Raw genomic sequence first — 22,745 nt, 5'->3', positions numbered from 1 at the left:
CTGACTACCTGGGTTGCAGCCACCCATGGGGTGGCTCTACCTTGGGGCTCATCGTTCCATCCATGTGCGCAATATTCACTTGCGCGCCAGATTCACAGGTCTAGAATGCGCCGCATGAACCGGATGCCGCTCCTGAAGTTTTTCACCCTGACCCGCGCAAGCGCGGAACGGGCGTGTCTGCCTGGAGCCCTACGAGGTCGCTGATCGCGGCCTTCGCTGGACCATCCACAGAGCGCCCTCCGGGGCGCTCTTTTCGTTTCTTTCCCCCCATTCCTCAACCCGCTCCACCGCAAGGAGAACGTGCCATGCACCAGATCGCCGAGACCGAACGCTAGCCGCACACGCCGTTGCCAACCAGCGTGTGCGGCCCCCGAAGTTGGCCCAGCAGGAACCTTTCTCATGAACACCAACACCCAGACGCTGTCGCGTCTTCGCAACCTCGGCATCATTGCCCACATCGACGCCGGCAAAACCACGCTTACCGAACGCCTTCTGTGGAAGACCGGCGAGATCCACCGCGTCGGCGAAGTGCACGACGGCAACGCGACCACCGACTTCTCGGCGATCGAACGCGAACGTGGCATCACCATCGGCGCTGCTGCCGTGCACGCGCAATGGGCGCCACGCGATCTGCCGCTGCACCAGCTGACCCTGATCGACACGCCAGGCCACATCGACTTCGCCATCGAGGTCGAGCGCTCGCTGCGCGTGCTCGACGGTGCCGTGGCCGTGTTCTCGGCCGTGGACGGCGTGCAGCCGCAATCGGAAACCGTGTGGCGCCAGGCGCGCCGGCACGGCGTGCCGTTGATTGCGTTCGTCAACAAGATGGACCGCATCGGCGCCTCGTTCGAGCGCGTGCTGGAGCAGCTGCAGGACAAGCTGCGGGCGCGACCGTGGGCGCTGGGTATGCCGCTGGGCAGCGAAGGTGACTTCCATGGCTGGGTCGACCTCGTCGATGGCCGCGTGCTGCACTGGCAGGACGGCGGCGCGGCGACGGTGACGGACTGGAGCGATGCCGAGCGCGCGCAGTGGCGGCCGCAGCGCAATGCGCTGGTCGAAGCCGTGGCGGACCACGACGATGTGCTGGCAACGGCATGGCTGGAAGGCCGTGACATCGACGCCGCGATGCTGCGCGCCGCGATCCGCCGCGCGACGCTGGCGGGTGCTGGCGTGCCGGTGCTGGCCGGCGCCGCCTTCAAGGACAAGGGCATCGAAACGCTGCTGGATGCGGTGGTCGATTACCTGCCGTCGCCGCTGGATCGCCCTGCCGTTACCGCTGAAAGCGAGGGCGGCGACGTCCTGCTGCCGCCGGACCCGGACGGTCCGCTGGCTGGCCTGCTGTTCAAGATCACCCACCAGCAGCATGGTGCGTTGAGCTTCGTGCGGCTGTACTCGGGCACCTTGAAGGTAGGCGACAACGTGGCCAGCTCGCAGCACCCGCAAGGGCGTCGCATCAGCCGGCTGGTGCGCGTGCAGGCCGACCAGACCCAGGACATCGGGCAGGCCGTGGCCGGCGACATCGTGGCGGTGCTGGGCTGGAAGGATGCGGTCAGCGGTGAAACGCTGAGCGGGCGAGGGCAGCCGCTGCTTCTGGAGAGCATCCAGGCGCAGGCCCCGGTGCTGGCATGGCGGCTGGAGCCTGCACGTGCGGCCGACCTGATCCGATTGGCACAGGGTCTGGCCAGCCTGGCCCAGGAAGATCCCTCGTTCCGGGTGGAAACCGATCGCGACACCGGTGAAACCCTGGCCTGGGGCATGGGCGAGCTGCACCTGGAAGTGATGGTCGAGCGCCTGCGCAGCGAATGGAAGCTGGACATCGGCATTGGCGCGCCGCGCGTGGCTTACCAGGAAACGCCGCAGCGTGCCGTTGAAGGCGTCGTGGGCCGTCTGGTCAAGCAGACCGGTGGACAGGGCCAGTTCGCGCACGTGGTGCTGGATGTGGTGCCGCGCGACGACGGCGAGGTCGTGTTCAATGACCGCATCGTCGGTGGCGTGGTGCCGCGCAATTTCATCGCCGCGGTGGAGAAGGGCGTTCGTGCTGCGCTGTCGGAAGGCCCGCAGGGCCATCCGGTAGTCGGCATCGAAGTCAGCCTGGTGGATGGCCAGACCCACGCGAAGGATTCGTCGGAGATGGCGTTCCATCGGGCCGGCAGCGAGGGCATCAAGGCCGCGTTGGCGGCCAGCGGTACGCAGCTGCTGGAACCGGTAATGGCGGTGACGGTGCATTCGCCGTCGGCCTCGGTGGGGGACGTGGTGGGCGATCTGAATCGCCGCCATGGACGCGTTGCCCGCATCGACGACCAGGACGGTCGCGCCGAAGTCAGCGGGTTCGCGCCGCTGGCGCAACTGGTCGGTTACACGACTTCGCTGCGTTCGCTGAGCCAGGGACGCGCCAGCAGCGAATCGCACCTGCATGGCTACGAGCCCGTGCGTGCTTCGTAAGGAAAGAGCAGGGGAGCCCGTTCGCGGGCTCCCTTTTTACGTATTGGCGGGGGGCTTATCCACGCCATGCGTGGATGTGTGCCCGTCGTGCACGACGCACTTGCACTGCATTGCAACAAAACTGCAGAAAAAGCTGGATTAAAGTGATGCCTCACGATAAATTGCGCACCCCCCATTGCTTGCCGCCGCCCGCACCCTGCCCATGCGTGATGACAATGATCCCGGAACCTTGGAGCTGACCCTGCCGCGCAAACGCGGTCGGCCGCCCAAGTTCGGGTACGCAATGAGCGACGCGCAGCGGGCTGCACGCTACCGGGCGCGACGCGCGGGACAGGCCAATCACGCCGATGTTCGGCACTGCAGCGACATGGTCCTGCTGGACAAGATCCGCGCGGCGGTCAGTGCACGCGACACCGAATTGGCCGGCTTCCTGGTCCACGTTCTGTGGCAGCGCTACCCGTTGCAGTTGAAATAAATCGGCTGCGGGGTGGCCGTTGTCACCTGCCTTGTTGATAATGCGGGATTCAGGTTGTTCCCGCTGGCGCGCCCGGGATGGCAGGCGCGCATGATCGACATGGTTTTCACGATGACCACCACCAGCGACACCACCACCGAAGCTGCGCCGAACAGCGCGCCCCTGTTCTACACCCGTCCGGTGCCGCTGCAGGCAGATCTGCATGCCGATCTGCGCATCCTGCCGGGCAAGCTTGAATTCGCTGCCAGCAGCAACTCCATTCCGCTGGTGCTGGGCGAATTTTCGCTGGCGCTGCACCACTTCCCGATTCTGTTCGCAGGCCCGAGCGCGGTGCCGATGGCGGCAGTGGGTGTGACCACCGACAACCTGTTCATCACCGATGGCCTATGGGACGACGAGACCTACATTCCGGCTTACCTGCGCCGCCATCCTTTCATCTTCATCGACACCGGCGCGGACAATGACTTCCTGCTCGGTATCGACGAAGAGAGCCCGCGCATCGTCCGTGGCGGCGAAGAAGGGCAGCCGCTGTTCGTCGATGGCAAGGCCACCGACATGGTTCAGCAGGCACTCGAGTTCTGCGGGCAGTTCACCCGCGAACACGAGCAGACCCAGGCGTTCTCCAAGGCGCTGGTCGATAACGGCCTGCTGGTCGAGCGCAATGCAACCGTGCGCCTGCCTGACGGCCGTGAGTTCAACCTCAACGGCTTCTTCGTGGTGGACGTCGAGAAGTTCATTGCGCTGCCGGATGCGACCGTCATCGAATGGCACCGCAACGGCTGGCTGGCGCTGATCCATCAGCACCTGATGTCGCTGGGCCGCTTCAACGACCTGACCCGCCGCCAGGCGGGGCGCAACGCCTCCTGATTCAGGGCGACGGCGCGGCTCCTGCACCCCGGGAGCCACGCCAGGCTTGCATCTGGGCCAGCAGGTGGCCTGCCTCGGTCCACCCCGGGGGCATACGGTCGCCCAGCCCCCAGAGTTCGCTGGCAAGCGCCGCCATGTCGCCCTCGCCGAGCATCTGCAACGTGCCCTGCAGGCGATGCGCGTGATGGCGCAGTCGCTGGGCGTCACAGCAGTCGATTGCCTCATGCACGCATTGCAGCTCGCGATCGATGTCTTCTTCGTATGCGGCCGCCAGTTCGTGGTCGATGCCCCCGGTGGTACGGACGGGGGCAGGCTGATCCAGCGCCTGTAGCAGTGCATCGATCTGCAGCGGCTTGACCAGCACAGCGTCGATGCCGGCAGCCTGGCAGCGCAGCGTGTGGCCGCCACCGGTGAAGGCGGAGAGCGCAAGCAGTCGAGCGCGGGGCGCCCCTTTTGCCTCATGCCGACGCAGCTGCTGGGCCAGCGTGTAGCCATCCATTCCCGGTAGGCCGATGTCGAGCAGCACCAGCGGGCAGGGCGCCTTCAGCTGCATCGACAATGCATCGGCGGCAGTGGCAGCCTCAAGCACGGTCGCGCCCCAGCGTCGCAACTGGGCTGCAATGAGCTGCCGGTTCAGCGCGTGATCCTCGACCAGCAGAATGCGCGCGCCGGCCAACGTGGATGGGACCGGGGCTGCTGCAGTTGCCGACACGTCTTCCGGCGCCCGCTGCACCGGTAGACGAAGAATGAAGCGGCTGCCACGGCCATGCACGCTGTAGGCATCCAGGCTGCCGCCCATCGCCTCGGCCAGCGTGCGGCAGATGGACAGGCCCAGCCCGCTGCCGCCGCGCTGCCTGCCGGCATCGGCCTGCTGGAAGGGCTTGAACAGGTCACTCATCTGCGCTGGGGCGATGCCGACGCCACTGTCGATGACTTCTATCAGCAGTGACGCGGCCTTTGCTGGCCCATCCAGCTGCAGGCGCAGTTCAACACCACCTGCGTCGGTGAACTTGACGGCATTGCCGAGCAGGTTGTCGAGCAGTTGGCGCAGGCAGTCCGGGTCTGTCAACAGAACGGGGAAGATCGCCTGCGGCGTGGAGAATTGCAGGCTCAGTGCTTTCTTCTGCGCCTGTGGCGCAATCGCCTGCAGCGCCTGCGCGCAGAGCGCGGGAACGTCGCAGGGCAGCCGCCTTGGCCGGAAGGTGCCGCTGGCCAGACGGGAGAAATCCACTGCGCGATTGAGCAGTCCGCGCAGTGTATGACCGGCATTGGCCGCGGCGGTCACCAGCTCGCGCTGGCCCTCAGGCAGTTGTGCTTGGCCCAACAGGTCGATTGAGGCCATGACCGCCTGGGCGGAATTGCGTACCTCATGGCTGATGATGCCCGTCATCTGCGCCTGCTTCTGATTGCGACGGCGCTGCTGGCGTCGTGCGCGCATAGCCAGCAATGGAAGCGTCAGCAGTAGAGCCGCCGCCGGCAACAGCCAGAACGCGAAGCGGTCGACACCGTCGCGAGCTGACTGGCCGAACGCGATCGGCAGCGCCTGCCGGGCCCAGCGGCGCAACAACTGGGCATGCTCTTCGATGGTGATGTCATCCAGCGCCACCTCGATGCGCTCAAGCAGCTTCTGGTCTTCGCGCCGGGCCAGCAGATACAGCTGGGTTGGAAAACTGGTATCAAGCACCTGCAGGCGCAGGCTGTGGGAAAAGTGACGCCGCGCCATCGCGCCCGCCGTGGATTCCAGGCCGATTGCTGCATCGGCAATGCCGTCATCCACCGCCGCCAATGCAGCCCGCATGCTGGGCTGGGGCAGGACGGCTACTGCAGGATGGCGATCGGCGAGCCACGCCGGGTACGGACCTCCTGCAACGGCAGCGATCCGCAGCGTGCCGACATCGGAAACGCGGCGCGGCAAGCGCTCGCCAATGCGGCCGGCCAACACACTTGCGCCACCCGGAAAGCTGCGCGAAGGCGCCAGGCTGGGGCAGGGCAGGCGCGCCCCATCGCCAGCGCCCTGCACCAATACCAGATCAGCCCGTCCCTCACATACGGCAATCATCGCGGCGAGGGTGCTGGGGAACGGAATTTCGACGAAGACCAGGCCGGAATGATGGGCGACGAGTGAGGCATAGCCATGCGCCAGCGTCTGCAGCAGCTCGGGATCGGCAGCATCGTCGGGAGCAGGTTGCAGCGTGGGCCCTGCGGCCACCCGGACCTCGCGTCCAGCGCCCCATTCTTCATGCTGGATGTCGCCCGCGGACGTGCAGGGAAGCAGGGTGAGAAGCGCCAACAGCATGGGGTTGCGGACGCGCCTCAGCAGCGCGATCACAGAGCCTCCAGCTGCTGCCGCATCGCGAAGATCTCTGCGTCATTGCGCAGCCCCAGCTTGCGCAAGGCGGCAACCTTCTGTGTGCTGACGGTCTTGACGCTGCGGTGCCGCTGCAATGCGATCTCCGAAACGGTCAGTCCATCCAGGACCAGCCGGATGACCTCGCGCTCATTCCGGCTCAGCGCATCGCAGGATGTCAGCAGTTTGCACGAAGGCGGGATACGGCAAAGACCTTGGGCGACGCGTACGACCGCGTCGGATAGTTCAGCCAAAGGCTCGGATTTGCCAACAAAGCCACTGATGCCCGCATCCAACAAGTGATTGATGATCGCTACCGAGTTCTCGCCGGCGAAGCCAAGCAGCGTTACCCCCGGCAACGCCTGCCGCAGATGCTGCACAAGGCCCGCGCCGCTGATGTCACCGGGCGCCAGGCTGATGTCGATGATGGCCACGTCTGCCTGACACTGCTGCAGGGCCCGTACGAAAGCCTGGCTGTCACTGTGGCTGGCCACGATCTTGAAGCGGCCGTCGTTGCCGAGGTGAAAGGCGGTGCCGCGGCGGACGACGTCATGGTCATCGAGCAGCGCCAGGCGAAGCCGGCGCGGTGCAGGGAATCCGTTCATGCGCAGGGGTGTTGTCGGCGCCGAGTGGCGTGGCGCCCATTCTGGCGCTGCTGTCGCGTCGAGCATCGAAAACGTTCAATTTTTGAGACTTTTCCTAAAGCGAAAACGAGAAAAATTGGAGCGTTGCGCCGGGATCCGCACAGGGTGGGTGCAGCCAAGTGGCCTGTTGCGGCTGGCAATTTTTGAATCGCGTCTGCAGGGAGCGTGCGGACCGCGCGCTCGGCTGTCGAGATGCCAGCGTCCACGCTCTGGTCAAGGACAGGTCCAATCACAAGACGTTCCAGGGCGGCGCGATTGACGGGTTGGCGGGTGCAATTAACGTGACGCGTCACGACGGTCGCGGTCGCGGGTCCGCCGGCGTTGAATTCTGCAGGACTGAGGGCTTGGGTTTCCCTCAGAATTGAACGCTAGTCCGGCGAAGTTCGCCTGACTGGTGGAGACTGGAGCGTGCGAATGCTTGTGTGGGCGTGTGTTGCCAGGATGTGCCGGGGTGCCCCTGAGGCGCCGGTGACCAAGGGTGCAGAGGCACTATGGCTAGGGTTGGGGCCCGGGTGATGTCCGAGGTGCCACTGGTCTTGGTGGCGGAGTCGATGCCCAGTCTGCATTGAACATAATATACATTATGCGAAATGACATGGCCGCCGTTGTTGGGTTCGTTGGCTGCGCATGGCAATGGCTGCGGCTCTGGCTCGGCTCTTGCCTGCCTGCTCGTTCACCCGACAAGGACATGATCAAGATTGATCCCCATGACCGCATAGATCTAACCGGCCTTGGGCCGGTTTCGGCTTTCAGGGCGGCCACATGTTCACCCCCCGAAGGCCACCAACTGGAACCCTGCGACATGGCTTGGTGGTCGCTGACCTGCAACATTGCCCGAGAATGGCGGCTGTTGATGGCCGAGGCCTGTGCCGATGTGTCCGCCCGATCGGTAGCTACTCAAAAGGCTTCTGCCACAAAGAATTCCAGCGTGATCTACCTTGCCGAAGCGCTCAGAATTCGCCGAGAACGGCGGTTGGGCATGAGTGGACCCCGCTCCGACGCCGAGCCGTCCAATGTGGTCTACATGCGCCGTGGGCCGAAGCCGCGCCGGCGCGTGTGAGGCGCTTTCCGTAGGGGCGTTGCCCCTACACCCCGAAACCGTCACTTGCAGGCTTCATAGACCATATCGTCCATGCGCCGACTGAGCATGAAAGTGCGATGCAGTCCGACCTGCCGGTAGACGCGGTCCCGCTCAGCTTTCGCGTTCTCGCACCGTTGGCCGTCGCGGTACTGCGAAATGTGGTGTAGCTGACCTCCGCCACTGTTGCGGCGGTAGACCTGCTGGGGCGGCGGTGGCTGGAGGGCGGCCGCGTTCTGCTGCCGCATGGCGTCTATGCGTTGCTCATTGGCAACGACCGCATCCGACCTGGGCGCAACCTCCACATTCCACGTCTTGGACGGAGCACCATCGGCACATGGCATGGACTGATACTCAGTCCCGGCCTTAGTCACGCACTTGTAGATCTGCTGCTGGTAGATCTGCTGCTGGGCGGCAACCGAGCCAACAACTGCACTTAGCAGCAATCCTGCCGCAATCCTTGTGAGCATTACCTTCCCCCTGAAACTGATCCTGTGTCCTGGCTTTAGCCTTGGCTATGACGCCGGAAAGCTCGATCCAGCCATCGGGCAACCCAGTAATGGATTACGCCAACAACACGAACCAGACGCCGGACCACTGGTAATCAACGAATGCCGGCATCACCAACGCGGCTACCGCGAGGGACGCAAGGGCCGGCGATCCGCGCTGGCTGGCAGCGTAGATCGCCGCGGCCGACAGCGCGAAGGTGAGCAGGATGTTCAGCGGCAACCAGTAGCCGAATGCCCACGCATGCACAGGCTGGGCAATCACGCCCCACAGGGCCAACCGGCGAACCGACTTGACCATATCGGCGCCGGGTTGGGCGAGGTTATAGGCCATCACCAGCGCGAACAACGGGTTGGACATCGTTGCCTATTTAGAGCGACTCGAAAGATACTGGGGCGTGCTTCTCAGGCGCTCCATGCCTCCCCCCTGAATGATGATTCGAGAGAGTATCCTCCTGTATGGGGTGGCTTTTCCAGCACCCATGCCCGCCTGCCGTTCGCCGCCGCCTCGCCCGCTCAAACCTAGAGATAATGCCCGACTACCCGCTGAAGAAGCTCAATGTAGAGTCAATAGCTAGTCAACTCGGCCTTCAACTGGCCTCACTGTTCGCAAAGTGCTGGCGCAAGAGGTTGGTCAACCATGGAGATCACCCGATCAGCGCTTTCAATGGTGCCCGGGCGGTGAGCAACAATAATCCGAGTCATGCTCTCCCTCCTGATCTGTAGATCGATGGCCCTCTCTCTTGCTGGATCAAGATGACTGGTCGCCTCGTCGAGGAACAGAATCCGAGGCTTTCGGAAAAGCGCCCTTGCCAGGACGACCCGCTGCCGCTGGCCGCCAGATAAGGCGGAGCCCATGTCGCCGACCAGGGTCTCATACCCCATTGGCATTGCCATGATGTCCTGGTGGAGCTCGGCCTTTGCTGCTGCTTCAATGATGTCATCCAAATCGGACGAGTCGTCAAACAGGCTGATGTTGTCGGCAATACTTCCGCTGAAGAGAATGTCGTCCTGCATCACTGTGGCAATCATCTCGCGATACGCATCTAGTCCTACGTCCCTGATGTCGACTCCTCCGGCTTCAACCGTGCCTTCTGTTGGTTCGAGAAGGCCCATAATAACTTTGATTAGCGTTGTCTTTCCGCACCCGCTGGGTCCGACAATCGCAACTGATTCACCCTCTTTGATCTCAATATTGATGCCTCGAAAGATCCAAGGCTCATTATCCGCATACCTGAAACCAAGATTCCTGACGCTGATGTTCGGCTCCAGTCGCGAGCCTGTTCGTTGTCTGGAAGTGTTGCGTTCGGGTGGCTCCAGTGCGATATCGCTAATCCTCTCCGCATGCAACCTCAGCATTCGGAAATCCATTAGCTTGTCGGTGAGTGACTTGGCTTTCGAGGAAAACTGGAATGAGTATGCCAGGTAGGCCACGAGCATGCCGACAGATAGCGATCCCTTCATTACTAGATAGGCGCCTGCCGTCACGAGTATCACACGCTCCACTTCTGAAAGCCTTTGACTTATAACACCAAAAACAAGAGAAAGGCGCTGCCCGCGCATGGAGCGATCAGCGGCATCATTTGTCATGTTGGCCATGCGCGACAGTCTCTCTGAGCGCTTGCCGGCGAGCCGAATAGTTTGAATTCCTCTTATAGACTCCATGACTTCAGTCTGCTGTCTCGCCAGACAAACGAGAAGCTCCTCATTAACAAGCCACTGCGATCTGTACATGATCCAGCGCACAGAAAGATAGACGAAGAAGGAAGCTACCACAACAGATGTTAGTGGCACGCTGTACCAAAGCAGAATTCCTAGCGCAAGGGTGGCCATCAGCCCGTCCAGAACCGCTTCGACGAAGCTCCCGGTTACAACTGACTGAATTGAGTGTATTGAGGAGAATCGAGACAGCAAGTCGCCGATGGATCGTCTTTCAAAGAATGCGGTTGGCAAGTTCAGCAGATGGCCAAAAAGATTCGATGTCCACTGGGACTGAATAGTAGCGCCAAGCCAGCTTATGATATACGCCCGTGCGAACGACAGGGCAGACGAAACAACGATCAAGGTTAGAAACGCGAGAGCCAGCGTGGTCAGTAGGCTGCGCTGCCCGGTAAGTAAGACTGTGTCCATGACGGTTTGCAAATGGAACGGCAAAGCCAGGGCGAGAATCTCAATGACGAATGCAAGGATCAGTACTTGAAATAGTACGCGCTTTGCACCGAACACCCTTCCGGTTAAGGCGCGCAAGGATATGGAATCCTTTACAGTCACTGGCTCGAAACTTGAGCTCGGACTCAGCTCAAGAATGATTCCCGTGAAATGACGGCTGATTTCGTCGAGGTGAAGGCGCCTTATCCCGATAGCCGGGTCGTGGACCTCGACATAATCTTTATGGACGCGTTTGAGCACAACAAAGTGATTAAGGTCCCAATGAAGGATGCAGGGGGCCTGCGCGTGTCGAAGATAGTCGAGTTCAGCTCTCAATGCCCTTGCTTCAAAGCCCAGCTGTCCGGCCATTCGAACCAGATCACTCAGCCGTGCCCCACGACTGGAACTCCCAAGAAGTCGACGAAGACCTGCGAGAGATACATCTTTACGGTGGAACTTGCAAATCATCGTTAGGCACGCAAGCGCACACTCAGCAGACTCGTTCTGCAATACCACTGGCAACTGACGACCGTTACCCCACAGCGAAAGCATATACCCGCGACTCCATGTCATGAGGCCTAGCGGCCACGGCACAATTAACGCCTAGTTGATTCTAGTATGGGCTCAAATAGCCACTCAAGCAGTGTTCGCGTCTCGAGAAGCACGTCAGCATCGAGCTTCATTCCTGGCCGTAGTAGGTGTTTTTTCTGCGCCCCCTCAATGAACTGGGATGGCAGTCTGACGCTGACCCGGTAGGAGGCCTCTTTGACTTCGTAGCCCAGCATTTTCGTAAGCTCTGCCGCCGGCACAGGCGACGTTGAGACGCTTTCCACTATGCCCGTGGCGCTTCCAAATTTTTGATAGGGAAAGGCTTGGTAGCGAATCCCTACCTGGTCCCCGCTCTCGATGAGCCCAATCTCTGCGCTTGGAACCCACAGTTCGGCCAATAACTGCGAGCCGGCCGGCACGATTGTCGCAATAGGAGCGCCCTCTGGAACAAATTGACCAATCTTCACGAGGACGTTGGTGACCGTTCCTGTTACTGAGGAACGAATGGCCGGGTTCCCAATGGATGCATTTCGAATTACATCCTGCTCGGTGTCCGCCAGCTGCTTCTCAATGGCCATTACATCGGCAGCACTTGAGGATGAAAGCTGTTCGATCTGACTCGCAAGCTGCCCAACCGCCTGTCGCCGACTCAGAAGCTCGCCTCTGAGTTCTTCAAGAGTTGCCATCTCCTGTAAAAACACGTCGTGCTGCTGCAGAACCTGGGCCGCACTTATCACCCCAAGCTCTCCGCCCCTCTGCCATCTCTGATACAGGTCATGCGCACTTTCAACGCGTTTCTGTTGAATTTTTATCTGCTCACTGGCTTGGTCAGCACGCCTGAGGAGAAGACGCCTTTCTTCTAAGAGACGTTTCGTCCTTGACTTCAGCGATTCCTTGGTCAGTGAAAGCTCCGCGACGAGTGTCACCTTCTTTTTGCCGAGCTGTTCATCCAGTTGGCTGTACTCCTCGCCTGCTGTTGAAATGCCTCTTCCGCTCGTGAGCAAAGCTAGCGAGCCCCCCGCCTCTACGTGGGAGCCCTGTTCTGCAAGGATGTCTGACACGACCCCCGCTCGAAGCGATGGAACCAGGACTACTCCGCCCTGCGGAACAACTGCGCCAGAGACGGTCACTCGGCGCGTGTAGGTTCCAAGGAGCAGACCCAACGCCAAAGCAGTGGCCGTCAAGCAGCCGATCGTGGCAAACGCCCACCCCAACTGAGGCGGATGGATTCGTATTGTTCCTAGCCATTCCTCCCGTCTTGCCTGGAAGACTTCGCCGCGGAATAAGTTGTTCGTCATCCCGTTCACTTAGCCATTACTATGTCTGCGCGGAGATTATTTACCATCTCTGCTTGAGTACGCGTCGAGCAGCATCTTCCTGTATTCCTCGATGGGAGGAAGGCCCGCCTTTGTTCGCCTGTCAGCCAGTCCAGGCATGTCCTCAGTTGGCTCTAGCTCAATGCGGTCACCGAAAGTCTTGAACTGCGTGCCAAAACGCTGCTTCTTGCCTGATGCTAGCAACACGCGGTCCGTAAGGAACGCGACGTCGGCTGGGTCAACCTCTGATGAACCAACTTTCTCCATCTCGGCGAGAGCGAGGCGCTGAAAATCAGGCTCCCTGTCTGCGTGTTGCACAAGCACCCACGCTGCTTTGGCGGCCTCACGCCCCACTAACGATTTGCCTGGCCAGCCGCGTGATAACACGATCGATTTAAGCCAAGCCGTATTGCTTTCGTCCACGATATCGACCGCTCGCCGAGTAGCTTGATCTGCACCTAGGGTGAGTCTCTTTCGAGCATCCTGATCTGCAGCCTCTCTCTCGAGCAATTGCCTCCGAAGCTCGGTATCAATTCTTTCAGAAGCTGCGGCACGCTCTGACTCGATACTCTCTATGACTCCCTTCCAGCGATCACTTGCACGGAGCCGCTGCAGGCCTGGGCGATCCTTAGTCTTAAGCTCAATTAGGTCAACCCTGCCCTGTCGGCTTAACTCGGTCGCGTACCTGAGTGAGTCATCCAATCTTCCAGCTGCGGCAGTGCATTCGACCAGAAGCAAGTGACCTCCCTCAGGAATGGTGCCGTTCGAAAGATATAGCTTCTCAAGCGTACTCGAGCAGTTCTCATAATCGTCCTCCCCGTAGTAATCAAGGGCCGCGAAGAAATCTTGCTGTCCTTCATGGGCGCTGGCAATATGAGCGTGGGCGCCGAGGCAGAGTACAAGTGATAGCGAAATTAGAGTTCTGCGAATTAACAAAGAGGTTCGTGGCAGCATCGCTTGTTCTCTACTGTCAGAAATATTCATAGCGGAGGTGACGTCGCGCATGCACATCACGGCGCCTCACATCGCGGAGTTCAAGTCGTGGTCAGTTGCCCAGCAAGACGCTGTGCGAGATCTCTTATCGACCAAAGAGTTCACTTGGCGATGTGACTCATTGCGTAATCGGGAACAAATACGTTGCTGCCCGGCCACTGCTTGTGGCGGTCCACGAAGGCAGGAAACTCGCTTGAAGATTCGAATTCATTCATTGACACCGCTGGAGTTGCAACACTCTCATCACCGAACACCAAGAGGTTAGCCAGTGCATTCGTTATTTTTAAGTCTGGCAGAAGGTCCTCAACGAAGCCGAACTGCCCTCCTGGATTGAGCTCAAGAAACACAAACTGGTCATTCATGTCAATTGCGAAATCTGCCGAGGCATAGCTCAGCTCTAGAAGTTCCATCAGCTTTAGCAGGCTGGTGCGAACAGCAGGCGGGATCCGGATCGACTTGCAATTAACTTGATTTTGATTCAGGTACGTCCTGTAGTCGACTGATGGCGATTCGACGGTCGGCGAATACTTCATCGCGAACAGTTCCTTTCCGACAATCACCACGCGAACATCCGATTCCTTCCTCACGGATTTTTGATAGATGCCCGCACAAAGGGCGATACCCTCGTCATTGAGGTCTTGCTCTTGGATTGGCGCTGTCGTTGTCTGGAGCACAGGCATGCCACCTCTCAGCCATACTTGGCCCGTCAGTGGCTTGTAGACGGTTTGCCCCTCGTTCTCACTCACGAATTGCCTTACGAGCGCCGCGTCCCCAGATACGAGTGTGTCGGGAACACTCAATCCAGCCGATTTGGCTGTAATTAGCTGAAGAATTTTATTCTCCGCAAGTTTATTCTGCTCCAGCCCATTAACCCAGTTGCATCCTGACAGTTGGTTGTAGGACTGGAAGAGCCAGCGGTTAAATGTATCCCTCTCAAGCTTTACAAATTTTCTTGATTCCTTGCTAGTCGGAATTCCATCTTCAATCGCGGTGTATGATCTGCGATTGTAAACCGATCTAATCGTATTTCCCGGGAGGTGGAAATGCGTGTTGTCGTCACGCGTCGAAAAGCTAGCGATATCGAGGCCGTTCGAATTTCCGTAATCGCTACTGTCGAAGTAAACGGGCGTTGCGCCCTTCTTCTTGATCGCCCATGCCACCAGCGCGGCGTGATAATCGAGCTCACTTCCTATGATCAGAATCTCGCTGTTCAAAGCGCACCCCTAGTGATGGAAGGGCCGCTGCAAGCAGCGGCCCAGAACGTCCTTGTTACCACTCCACCTGGCCGTCGACGCGCCACTCTCCACTGCCGTTGCCGCCGCCCGAAAGCTTCTGTGTCTTTATTGCCGCACCGGCAATGTCTTCGAGCTCCTCGATCGACACAGGGCGGGCAAGCCCTTTGCCGATCGGCTCGATCACAGATTTAGACTGACTAACTTCGAACTCGCTCGACATCTCAAACTCCTTTTAGTGGTGTCTTCAACTTACCAGTCAGCGCCGACGTCGACGTTCCAATCTCCATTGGAATTACCGCCGGCCGATGCAATCTTTGTCTTCTTGACCCCACCGCTTACGCCTTCAATCTCTTCCAGGCTAAGCGGGCGAGCCAGGGTGACCCCGATTGGCTGCGCTGCGGTTGCTTCCGAGTGCATCGATACAGCTCCATTGCTTCTTCCACTCATTTTCATACTCCGTGTATTCAATGTTGTAGAGAATGCACTGGCCTGTCTTCCGGCCAGGCTATTAATGGATAGCACAATAGAAAGCATCTCCATTGATCCCCCCGTAGAACAGTGAGTTCTAGGTCGATCTCGGCTTGCGCCAGCCAACCACGTTGCAAGCGCACCCTTGATGGGTCGTCGCGCTGCCATTGAGAGCTCTCTTCACGTCAACCACACAAGCAGCGATAGCGGCATAGCGGCTTGAGAGAGAAGACACTGTTAGCCGCCCTCCCCTCTCTCTCTCTGATGCTCATGTCGCGTAGACGTCCCATCCCGGGGTCAACTTATTCACTGACATCCAATTGCCGATAGAGGACAGGTGCAATCCTTCGAGCATCAAACACCGCGTTGGTAGGCACTTCCGGTTCTGGCAAGTCAAGAAACCTCTTTGATGAGACCGGCTCGAAGTGCGGTTGCGGACTGTTACACGGCCGCGCTCTAAAGGCTTTGGATTACAGTCCGGGCAGTGGGGAACTAGGCGCGAACATCGCATGTTGGGTCGTGCTTCTGTGGATCTGTGCCGTCGTGCCGCTGGTACTGCACCAGATGGCGCTTGTGCAGCCGAGTGTGGTCGCCGTAGTGCCACTGGAACGCCTGTGTGGCGACGGTTGGCGCTGGATTACGGAGCACGTTCACCCTGGTGAGCTCGACCGCCTCCAGGCATGACTCGGTCATCCAGACCGAAGTAACCTAAAAAAAGGAGCAAGCTGTCAGCTACGTTGAATTGCATGGTCTGGGGTCTATTGGGCGGATCAGGGCAAGAATGGTGTGCAGTTGGCGCGCCTGTCGCTCTGCCCGGGCCTTCCTTTACGCGGCAGTTGTCGCGGTACAGATGGACCACCACCGCGTTGTCACCCACTGGGTCGACACAGCAGGTAGGGCCGGAGCATCGCATGCACGGGGTGCTGCGGGGGAGGTTCTTGGCATGCCGCCAGGACTGCCAGCAGCGGAAGCAGGAGGAAGCGCCGCATTCGCACGAATGACCTCACTCGCCGAGAGCCGAATCGGCCATCGTTGGCGTTTTCTGCGTACGTTCCATGTACCCCTCTATCAAGCGCCCCTGACGCATCCCGGATAGTGCCATGGCGTGGAGCGTGGCGTCAGCCACGCAGTGCACTCTGATTGCAGCGGATAGGGGCAGACCTAAAAGGGGCATCGAGGGTTCGTCCCGTCCATCCATTTGTCGCGTCTGGCCTACTCCCGGTCAGAGTATGTCGGTACCTGCACAGAATATGCAGGCCAATCGGCACCGCCGGCAGCCCTTGCGGGCCAAGCCTCTAGCGCCCTTCCCTGCTATGCAACGATTCTGAAAACGCCGAAAACGGTGACGGCATTGCCCTTACTGTATTGGCATCGCGCACAACCGGGCGTATTCCTTGCCATGCCACCGAACACCGGTGGTCGGGCCTCGAAATCCCGGTTGTGTAATCGTGACTTACGCTTGCCAGTCGGCACCATCGCTAAGGTGGTGCCGGCTGGCAATACGTCTGCCGGCTATGGCGGGCGGTGCGTGGAGGCCTTGCGCCTGCCGGTCTGATTGCACGCCGGATTTCGAGCCACGCATCGTCCGCCACCTTTATCGGTGGCGGCTTCTGCCTGCATGCAAGGAGCCCTGCCATGACCGCGCCCTACTCCCCTGCCCCACAGCCCATCCACGAGGCACCCTCGGCCGGGCCTGCCGCGGACCCCAACACCCTCATCGCGCTGCTACACAGCATCGGCTCGGGCGTGGCCGCCAACGGTCAGCCCTGGCCAGAGCGGCATCAGCTGCGTGGCCGGCAGATGGCGCTGGCCGATGCCGACTGCTCGCTGACAGGCCTGCGCGTGGTGCTGGAAGTGCTGCTGGCCGCAGAACGCACGCGCCAGAACGGCGAGCCGGAGCAGTACGTCGGCGACCGGGTGATGGAAGGGCTGATCATGGCCGGCCTGGGGCTTGCAGCCCACGCAAGCGAACGGCTGCAGCCGACAGACTGAAGGATCACTTCGGTGGGGCCTGAAATGAAGGTGTGCCACGGCGTGATGTGGGTACTCTTTCTGGCGCTGGTCGTTGCAGTACAGATACATTTTCCAGAGCCCGTTGAGCCCGAAGTACTCGCGTACCGTGATGTACCCGATGAGACATTCTGGACGCTGCGTCGCCATGCATATCGATTCGCAGAGGCGCGGGCGCGGGAGGGCTTCGAGTTCCAGGATGGGGCGCCCGCTTCGGCTTCCTTCCAGATCCTTTGCAAGGGTGTGCCGGTGCTGGACGTGGAGAGGCAGCCGCAGCTTCTGCTGATCAGGGTTGCGCTGGGTACCGAGCATCGGGCGCCTGCGATCTTCCCGCTGCAGGCCACGCTGCAATGGTCCTTGGTGCCGTTGAGCTATCTGCAGCAGGTCCTGTCTGGCGTGCAGGAACCTACGCTGCAGGATCGGCTGCTGCTGACCCTTGCTGGCGATGTGCCTGAGGATGGGCGGTGTGGCGTGCGGTAGTAGGACTACGGCCCCGGCGACGCCCTCACCTCACCTACCCTGCCGCAGCTCCCGCGCAAGGAAGGGCGCCGTCATGCTGCCCTTGGCGCGCGCCACCTGCTGCGGCGTTCCCTTCGCCACAATGGTGCCGCCCGCAGCGCCTGCGCCAGGTCCGACGTCAATCACCCAGTCCGCCTGCACGACCGCGCGCATGTCATGCTCGATCATCACCACCGTATTGCCCGCTTCCACCAGTCGCTGCAGTTGCACAAGCAGCCTGTCCGCGTCCGATGCATGCAGGCCGGTGGTGGGTTCGTCCAGTACGTAAAGCGTGCGCCCGCGCTGGCTGCGCTGCAGCTCGGTCGCCAGCTTGATGCGCTGGGCTTCGCCGCCTGAAAGCTCCGTGGCCGGCTGGCCCAGCCGCAGATAGCCCAGGCCGATCTCCTGCAGCAGCTGCAGCGGACGGGCAATGGCCTCTTCCTCGATGAAGAACGCGTGCGCCTGGTCCACCGTGAACTGCAGGACCTCGGCAATGTTGCGGTCATTCCACAGCACCTTCAGCGTGGCCTCGTTGTAGCGGGCGCCATGGCAGGTGGGGCACGGCGCATAGACGCTGGGCATGAACAGCAGTTCGACGCTGACGAAACCTTCGCCTTCGCAGGTCTCGCATCGGCCCTTGGCCACGTTGAACGAGAAACGGCCGGCATCGAAACGCCGACGGCGCGCGGCGGGCGTAGCGGCGAACAGCTTGCGCACGTGGTCGAACAGCCCGGTATAGGTAGCCAGGTTGGAGCGTGGGGTGCGGCCGATGGGCTTCTGGTCCACCTGCACTACCCGCTGGATGGCGTCCACATCGCCAGCCAACCGGCCTCGGGTCGCTTCGATCACGGTCGGCGCGTCGGTGGGCGCATTCTCGGCGCTGTTGTCCTCGGGCTCATGCCCCAGGTGCAGCAGCACCAGCTCGGGCAGTGCCTGCGCCATCAGGCTGGATTTGCCCGACCCTGAAATGCCGGTCACTGCGGTCAGCAACCCCAGCGGCACCTGCGCATCCACACCCTGCAGGTTATGGCGGTGGATGCCCTTCAGCTCCAGCCAGCTGTTGGCGCTGCGCTGCCGGCTGGCGGCCGCAGGCACCTGGTCGAACAGATACCGGGCCGTGCGCGATTCCTGGACCTTGCGCAGGCCGTCGGGCTCGCCACTGTAGAGAACGCGCCCGCCGTGCTCACCCGCCTCCGGGCCAACATCCACCAGCCACTGCGCGCGGCGCATCAGCTCCAGGTCGTGCTCGACAACGAACACCGAGTTTCCGCCGTCGCGCAACCGCTCCAGCGCGTCGTACAGCGCCTGGCTGTCGGCGGGGTGCAGGCCGGCCGAAGGTTCATCAAGCACGTACAGCACGCCAAACAGCAACGAGCTGAGCTGCGTGGCCAGCCGCAGGCGCTGCAGTTCGCCGGCCGACAGGGTTGGCGTGGCGCGATCCAGCGAGAGGTACCCCAGGCCCAGGCCTCGCAGCTGGTGTACACGCGCCATGACGCCGCCTGCCAGCCGCTGCGCGGCCAGGCGCTTCTCTTCCGACAGGGCCGAGGTCAGCCGCACGTCGGGGGCCCCAGCGTGAACAGGTCGGCCGCTTGCAGCCCGCTGCGTGCGATCGCGTTTCGTGGCGCTGCCGCTGGTACGCGCGCCGCGGCTGTGCGCGCTGAAATCGCCCTGCGCGATGGGCCCCAGCAGGTCCGCCAACTGGTCCAGCGGCAGCCGCATGAACTCACCGATATCCACGCCGGCAAAGGTGACCGAAAGCGCTTCCGGCTTCAGGCGCTTTCCGTGGCAGGCCGGACACAACCTGCCTTCCATGTAGCGCGAAACGCGCTTGCGCATCAGCGCGCTCTGGGTGTTGGCAAAGGTGTGCAGCACGTAGCGGCGCGCACCGGCATAGGTGCCCATGTAGCTGGGTTCCAGCTTGCGCTTCAGTGCGGCACGGGTCTCTGCGGGCGTGAAGCCGGCATAGACCGGCACGGTTGGCGTTTCCTCGGTGAACAGGATCCAGTCGCGGTCCGTCTTCGGCAGCTTCTTCCACGGCACGTCGATGTCGTAGCCCAGCGTGACCAGGATGTCGCGCAGGTTCTGGCCATGCCATGCCGGCGGCCAGGAGGCGATGGCACGTTCACGGATGCTCAGCGACGGGTCCGGCACCATCAGCGCTTCGGTCACCTCGTACACATGCCCCAGGCCATGGCAGGTGCTGCAGGCGCCCTGCGGCGTATTGGGCGAGAAATCCTCGGCGTACAGCATGGGCTGGTTGGCGGGGTAGGCTCCGGCGCGCGAGTACATCATGCGCACCAAGCTGGACAGCGTGGTGACACTGCCCACCGAGGAACGTGCATTGCTGGCGCCGCGCTGCTGCTGCAACGCCACCGCCGGCGGCAGCCCGTCGATGGCGTCCACATCGGGCACGCCCGCCTGGTCGATCAGGCGCCGCGCGTATGGCGCTACGGACTCGAAGTAGCGCCGCTGCGCCTCAGCGAAGACGGTACCGAAGGCCAACGACGACTTGCCCGACCCCGACACCCCGGAGAACACCACCAGTGCATTGCGCGGAATGGAGACATCGACATTCTTGAGGTTGTGCTCGCGCGCGCCGCGCACCTCCACGCAACCGCTGGCTGCGGCAGCGCATGAGGATTCACCGAAAGGGTTGTTGGACATCGTTGCGTTCCTGCAGGCAGTGAGCGGTGCGCCCTGGAGCGCGCCCAAGGCTGCATTTTCGCTGCTGCGAGGTGAATGTGGTGAGGGCACGACCGAAGCGCGTGCACCGCCCCCTCATCCCGGGCTGGACTCAGCCCGCAGGCTGCATCCCGCTGGGCGTTGCCCGGCGCGACGCCGCCAGATAGCGGCAGTACTTGCCGATGAAGATGCCGGTGAATCCGCCAGACAGCAGGAGATAGGCGGCGCTGAAACCTGCGTTGCTGCTCAGGCCTGGCGCCACGGCCAGCACCGTTTCAAAACCGTACTTGATGACGAACGTGACCAGCAGCAGTGGCAGCAGGCTGTAGTCGGCACTGCGCCACAGCGTGCCCGTGGAGGCGTCCACGGTCAGGGTTGCCCGGCGCAGCAGCAGCCAGCCCACTGCTGCGCCCGCGCAGATGCCGGCCAGCCATTCGCCCCACGCCAACGGCGAGCCGCCATAGCGGTGGCTGATCGACCAGATGCCCCAGGCGCTGAACAGCGCCGGCACGATGGTCAGCTTCCGCAGCGAGGTCTGCCCCGGCCGCATGGCCGCGATGCCGCGCGAGACCAGGAACGCCAGAAGCACCCAGACCCAGATGGGGGTCTGCCAGAGAAGTTGCTGCAGCAGGTTCACGGGAGGTCCTTTCGGTGAGTGCCGGCCAGGCAGGCGGCGGTGGCGCTCACTATTGGCGGTACGCATTGCCCGGACAAGTGACAGGTGTCAGCGATACAGCCTGCACCCCGTCCTCTGCGCGGCGCTCGGCGATGTACGCGTGTCCTATCGTGTCACCGTGACCAGCGAACGGATGAATCGAATTCGGTTCCTGTCCGCATGTCGATTGCACCCCTGCTCCACCGGCGTTGTGCCGCTCACCGAATCGTAGCCGAGGCGGCACCACATGGCGTCTTGCCGGCCAGCGGCCGGCACTACCCTTGCGATGCGGATGTCCGGAATCGGAATTACCGTGATGCGTCACGGTGAATGGCATGAGCCTTCAATCGGGCGCACGCCGGGTTCTGATACGGCCCTTTGCTGGCGGGGCCGGCGCTGCAGCCGGCACGGTATGATGCCGACTTTCTCGCACTTGCCATCGTTGTAGCGCGCGTTGCTGTTGGCTACGCGCCGGTGCAACTGAGACCCCACCCAATCCATGCTCGCTTCCTCTTCCCCCTTCATCATCTGGGCGGCCGTGGCCGTTGCCACCGTCGGCCTGCTGTTCCGGCCGTTCCGCATTCCGGAGTACGTGTGGGCGCTGGGCGCGGCCGCGCTGCTTCCGCTGCTTGGGGCGGTGTCGCTCGGCACGACCTGGCACGCGGTTGCTGAAGGCCGGGATGTCTATCTGTTCCTGGTCGGCATGATGGTGCTGGCCGAGCTGGCGCGGCGCGAGGGCCTGTTCGACTGGCTGGCGCTGTATGCGGTACGGCATGCGGGCGGCTCGGGTCGGCGGTTGTTCGATCTGGTGTTCCTGGTCGGCACGGTGGTGACGGTGTTCCTGTCCAACGATGCCACGGCGGTGGTGCTGACGCCCGCGGTCTATGCCGCCTGCAAGGCGGCCCGCGCCAACCCCCTGCCCTATCTGTTTGTCTGTGCGTTCATCGCCAATGCGGCGAGCTTCGTGCTGCCTATTTCCAACCCGGCCAACCTGGTGGTGTATGGCAACCACATGCCGCCGCTGCTGCAGTGGCTGGCGCAGTTCGCGCTGCCGTCGCTGGCCGCGATCGGTGCCACGTATCTGGTGCTGCGCTGGGTGCATCGCCGCGAGATCGCACAGCCGTTGGCAGCGTCGCCCGAGCATCGCCCGCTTACCGAGGGTGGCCGCCTGAGTGCGCTGGGCGTGTTGTTCACCGGCACCGTGCTGCTGGTGACCTCCGCACTGAACGGCCCATTGGGCCTGACAACGTTCTGTGCGGGCGCGCTGAGCGTAGCGGTGGTGGCGATCCGCCAGCGCCGCAGCCCGCTGCCGCTGTTGCGCCACGTCTCCTGGGGCGTGCTGCCGCTGGTGGCCGGCCTGTTCGTGCTGGTTGAAGCGGTTTCGCAGACCGGTGTCATCCAGACAGCGGCCAGCAACCTGCAGGCGCTGGCGCAGACCTCGCCGAATCAGGCGGGCTGGCTGGCCGGAGGCGCAGCCGCACTGCTCAGCAACGTGGCCAACAATCTGCCGGTGGGCCTGGCTGCGGGCTCGCTGGGCCAGATGGCCGAGCTGCCGGCGCAGACGCGCGCGGCATTGCTGGTCGGCGTGGACCTGGGCCCGAACCTGTCGGTGACCGGCTCGCTGGCCACCATGCTGTGGCTGGTGGCGCTGCGCCGCGAAGGCGAGCATGTCAGCGCGCTCGACTTCCTGCGTGTCGGCGCGCTGGTGATGCCGCCCGCGCTGATCGGGGCGTTGCTGCTGCTCTGATCTGGCGCGGGCTGGAACGCCAGGCCACCTATCGCGACCAGCGCAGCGCCCAGGATCGGCAGCTGCTTCACAGACACTTGCCCGG

The 22,745-nt window shown here is 62.1% G+C and carries 17 protein-coding genes and 1 pseudogene; 7 read left to right on the top strand and 11 right to left on the bottom strand.

From position 1 onward, the window contains the following. Positions 1 to 399 precede the first annotated feature (399 nt). From fusA to AC07UW_RS09045, 3 genes are all read left to right on the top strand, one after another. Positions 400 to 2,442 (top strand): elongation factor G, encoded by a 2,043-nt coding sequence (gene fusA / locus AC07UW_RS09055; protein ID WP_495211890.1) that lies wholly within the window; start codon positions 400 to 402, stop codon positions 2,440 to 2,442. Positions 2,443 to 2,644: 202 nt separating this feature from the next. Further along, positions 2,645 to 2,917, top strand: a complete 273-nt coding sequence (locus tag AC07UW_RS09050) for a hypothetical protein (protein ID WP_025877210.1) — start codon at positions 2,645 to 2,647, stop codon at positions 2,915 to 2,917. 111 nt (positions 2,918 to 3,028) lie between these two features. Next, positions 3,029 to 3,784: a SapC family protein gene (locus tag AC07UW_RS09045; protein ID WP_495211941.1), complete on the top strand. Its 756-nt coding sequence runs from the start codon at positions 3,029 to 3,031 to the stop codon at positions 3,782 to 3,784. A gap of 1 nt (position 3,785) precedes the next feature. On the opposite strand, the gene AC07UW_RS09040 is transcribed toward AC07UW_RS09045, so the two are convergent. Both AC07UW_RS09040 and AC07UW_RS09035 read right to left on the bottom strand, forming a co-directional pair. Then, positions 3,786 to 6,080: an ATP-binding protein gene (locus tag AC07UW_RS09040; protein ID WP_495211889.1), complete on the bottom strand. Its 2,295-nt coding sequence runs from the start codon at positions 6,078 to 6,080 to the stop codon at positions 3,786 to 3,788. A 29-nt stretch (positions 6,081 to 6,109) separates the two neighbouring features. After that, positions 6,110 to 6,802 carry a response regulator gene (locus AC07UW_RS09035; RefSeq protein ID WP_495211888.1) on the bottom strand — a complete coding sequence of 231 codons (693 nt, stop codon included), beginning with the start codon at positions 6,800 to 6,802 and terminating at the stop codon, positions 6,110 to 6,112. Between the two features lie 568 nt (positions 6,803 to 7,370). On the opposite strand from AC07UW_RS09035, the gene AC07UW_RS09030 reads away from it, so the two are divergent. After that, positions 7,371 to 7,835 (top strand): DUF3653 domain-containing protein, encoded by a 465-nt coding sequence (locus tag AC07UW_RS09030; protein ID WP_495211887.1) that lies wholly within the window; start codon positions 7,371 to 7,373, stop codon positions 7,833 to 7,835. A gap of 41 nt (positions 7,836 to 7,876) precedes the next feature. On the opposite strand, the gene AC07UW_RS09025 is transcribed toward AC07UW_RS09030, so the two are convergent. The 7 genes and pseudogenes from AC07UW_RS09025 to AC07UW_RS08995 form a co-directional block, all read right to left on the bottom strand. Next, positions 7,877 to 8,323: a hypothetical protein gene (locus AC07UW_RS09025; RefSeq protein WP_495211886.1), complete on the bottom strand. Its 447-nt coding sequence runs from the start codon at positions 8,321 to 8,323 to the stop codon at positions 7,877 to 7,879. 97 nt (positions 8,324 to 8,420) lie between these two features. Next, positions 8,421 to 8,711: pseudogene (locus AC07UW_RS09020) on the bottom strand (TraX family protein); the annotation flags it as partial. Between the two features lie 248 nt (positions 8,712 to 8,959). Then, positions 8,960 to 11,059: a peptidase domain-containing ABC transporter gene (locus AC07UW_RS09015; RefSeq protein WP_495211885.1), complete on the bottom strand. Its 2,100-nt coding sequence runs from the start codon at positions 11,057 to 11,059 to the stop codon at positions 8,960 to 8,962. Positions 11,060 to 11,103: 44 nt separating this feature from the next. After that, complete coding sequence (locus AC07UW_RS09010; RefSeq protein ID WP_495211884.1) at positions 11,104 to 12,240, bottom strand: HlyD family secretion protein; 1,137 nt, start codon at positions 12,238 to 12,240, stop codon at positions 11,104 to 11,106. 150 nt (positions 12,241 to 12,390) lie between these two features. After that, positions 12,391 to 13,377, bottom strand: coding sequence for a DUF6624 domain-containing protein (locus AC07UW_RS09005; RefSeq protein ID WP_495211883.1), 987 nt, complete (start codon positions 13,375 to 13,377; stop codon positions 12,391 to 12,393). 89 nt (positions 13,378 to 13,466) lie between these two features. Beyond that, a complete protein-coding gene (locus AC07UW_RS09000; protein WP_495211882.1) occupies positions 13,467 to 14,579 on the bottom strand; it encodes an MvdC/MvdD family ATP grasp protein in 1,113 nt (370 codons plus the stop codon). Positions 14,580 to 14,634: 55 nt separating this feature from the next. Then, the gene (locus tag AC07UW_RS08995; protein WP_336028353.1) at positions 14,635 to 14,820 is read right to left on the bottom strand and encodes a hypothetical protein; all 186 of its coding nucleotides are present in this window, start codon (positions 14,818 to 14,820) and stop codon (positions 14,635 to 14,637) included. A gap of 1,883 nt (positions 14,821 to 16,703) precedes the next feature. Between AC07UW_RS08995 and AC07UW_RS08990 the strand changes: the two genes are divergently transcribed. Beyond that, the gene (locus AC07UW_RS08990) at positions 16,704 to 17,060 is read left to right on the top strand and encodes a hypothetical protein (protein ID WP_495211881.1); all 357 of its coding nucleotides are present in this window, start codon (positions 16,704 to 16,706) and stop codon (positions 17,058 to 17,060) included. Between the two features lie 12 nt (positions 17,061 to 17,072). Further along, the gene (locus AC07UW_RS08985) at positions 17,073 to 17,558 is read left to right on the top strand and encodes a hypothetical protein (RefSeq protein WP_495211880.1); all 486 of its coding nucleotides are present in this window, start codon (positions 17,073 to 17,075) and stop codon (positions 17,556 to 17,558) included. Positions 17,559 to 17,588: 30 nt separating this feature from the next. On the opposite strand, the gene AC07UW_RS08980 is transcribed toward AC07UW_RS08985, so the two are convergent. Together AC07UW_RS08980 and AC07UW_RS08975 are read right to left on the bottom strand one after the other, a co-directional pair. Further along, the gene (locus AC07UW_RS08980; RefSeq protein WP_495211879.1) at positions 17,589 to 20,240 is read right to left on the bottom strand and encodes an excinuclease ABC subunit UvrA; all 2,652 of its coding nucleotides are present in this window, start codon (positions 20,238 to 20,240) and stop codon (positions 17,589 to 17,591) included. A gap of 130 nt (positions 20,241 to 20,370) precedes the next feature. After that, positions 20,371 to 20,895 carry a DUF6622 family protein gene (locus AC07UW_RS08975; RefSeq protein ID WP_495211878.1) on the bottom strand — a complete coding sequence of 175 codons (525 nt, stop codon included), beginning with the start codon at positions 20,893 to 20,895 and terminating at the stop codon, positions 20,371 to 20,373. Positions 20,896 to 21,412: 517 nt separating this feature from the next. Here AC07UW_RS08975 and AC07UW_RS08970 point away from each other — a divergent pair. Further along, positions 21,413 to 22,660, top strand: coding sequence for an arsenic transporter (locus AC07UW_RS08970; protein ID WP_033831083.1), 1,248 nt, complete (start codon positions 21,413 to 21,415; stop codon positions 22,658 to 22,660). Positions 22,661 to 22,745 lie beyond the last annotated feature (85 nt).

This window comes from Stenotrophomonas sp. GW821-FHT02D01 (assembly GCF_059421765.1).
The sequence above is the reverse complement of the archived record's forward strand: the minus strand, read 5'-3'. Positions and strand labels throughout refer to the sequence as shown.

Excerpts from the sequence above, each read along its gene's own strand:
- AC07UW_RS09025 (WP_495211886.1), bottom strand. The coding sequence starts at position 8,323 with ATGCTCACAAGGATTGCGGCAGGATTGCTGCTAAGTGCAGTTGTTGGC.
- AC07UW_RS09035 (WP_495211888.1), bottom strand. The coding sequence starts at position 6,802 with ATGCTCGACGCGACAGCAGCGCCAGAATGGGCGCCACGCCACTCGGCG.
- AC07UW_RS09050 (WP_025877210.1), top strand. The coding sequence starts at position 2,645 with ATGCGTGATGACAATGATCCCGGAACCTTGGAGCTGACCCTGCCGCGC.
- AC07UW_RS08995 (WP_336028353.1), bottom strand. The coding sequence starts at position 14,820 with ATGTCGAGCGAGTTCGAAGTTAGTCAGTCTAAATCTGTGATCGAGCCG.
- AC07UW_RS08980 (WP_495211879.1), bottom strand. The coding sequence starts at position 20,240 with ATGTCCAACAACCCTTTCGGTGAATCCTCATGCGCTGCCGCAGCCAGC.
- AC07UW_RS09040 (WP_495211889.1), bottom strand. The coding sequence starts at position 6,080 with ATGCTGTTGGCGCTTCTCACCCTGCTTCCCTGCACGTCCGCGGGCGAC.
- AC07UW_RS09030 (WP_495211887.1), top strand. The coding sequence starts at position 7,371 with ATGGCCGCCGTTGTTGGGTTCGTTGGCTGCGCATGGCAATGGCTGCGG.
- AC07UW_RS08970 (WP_033831083.1), top strand. The coding sequence starts at position 21,413 with ATGCTCGCTTCCTCTTCCCCCTTCATCATCTGGGCGGCCGTGGCCGTT.
- AC07UW_RS08990 (WP_495211881.1), top strand. The coding sequence starts at position 16,704 with ATGACCGCGCCCTACTCCCCTGCCCCACAGCCCATCCACGAGGCACCC.
- fusA (WP_495211890.1), top strand. The coding sequence starts at position 400 with ATGAACACCAACACCCAGACGCTGTCGCGTCTTCGCAACCTCGGCATC.
- AC07UW_RS09005 (WP_495211883.1), bottom strand. The coding sequence starts at position 13,377 with ATGCGCGACGTCACCTCCGCTATGAATATTTCTGACAGTAGAGAACAA.
- AC07UW_RS09015 (WP_495211885.1), bottom strand. The coding sequence starts at position 11,059 with ATGCTTTCGCTGTGGGGTAACGGTCGTCAGTTGCCAGTGGTATTGCAG.
- AC07UW_RS09045 (WP_495211941.1), top strand. The coding sequence starts at position 3,029 with ATGACCACCACCAGCGACACCACCACCGAAGCTGCGCCGAACAGCGCG.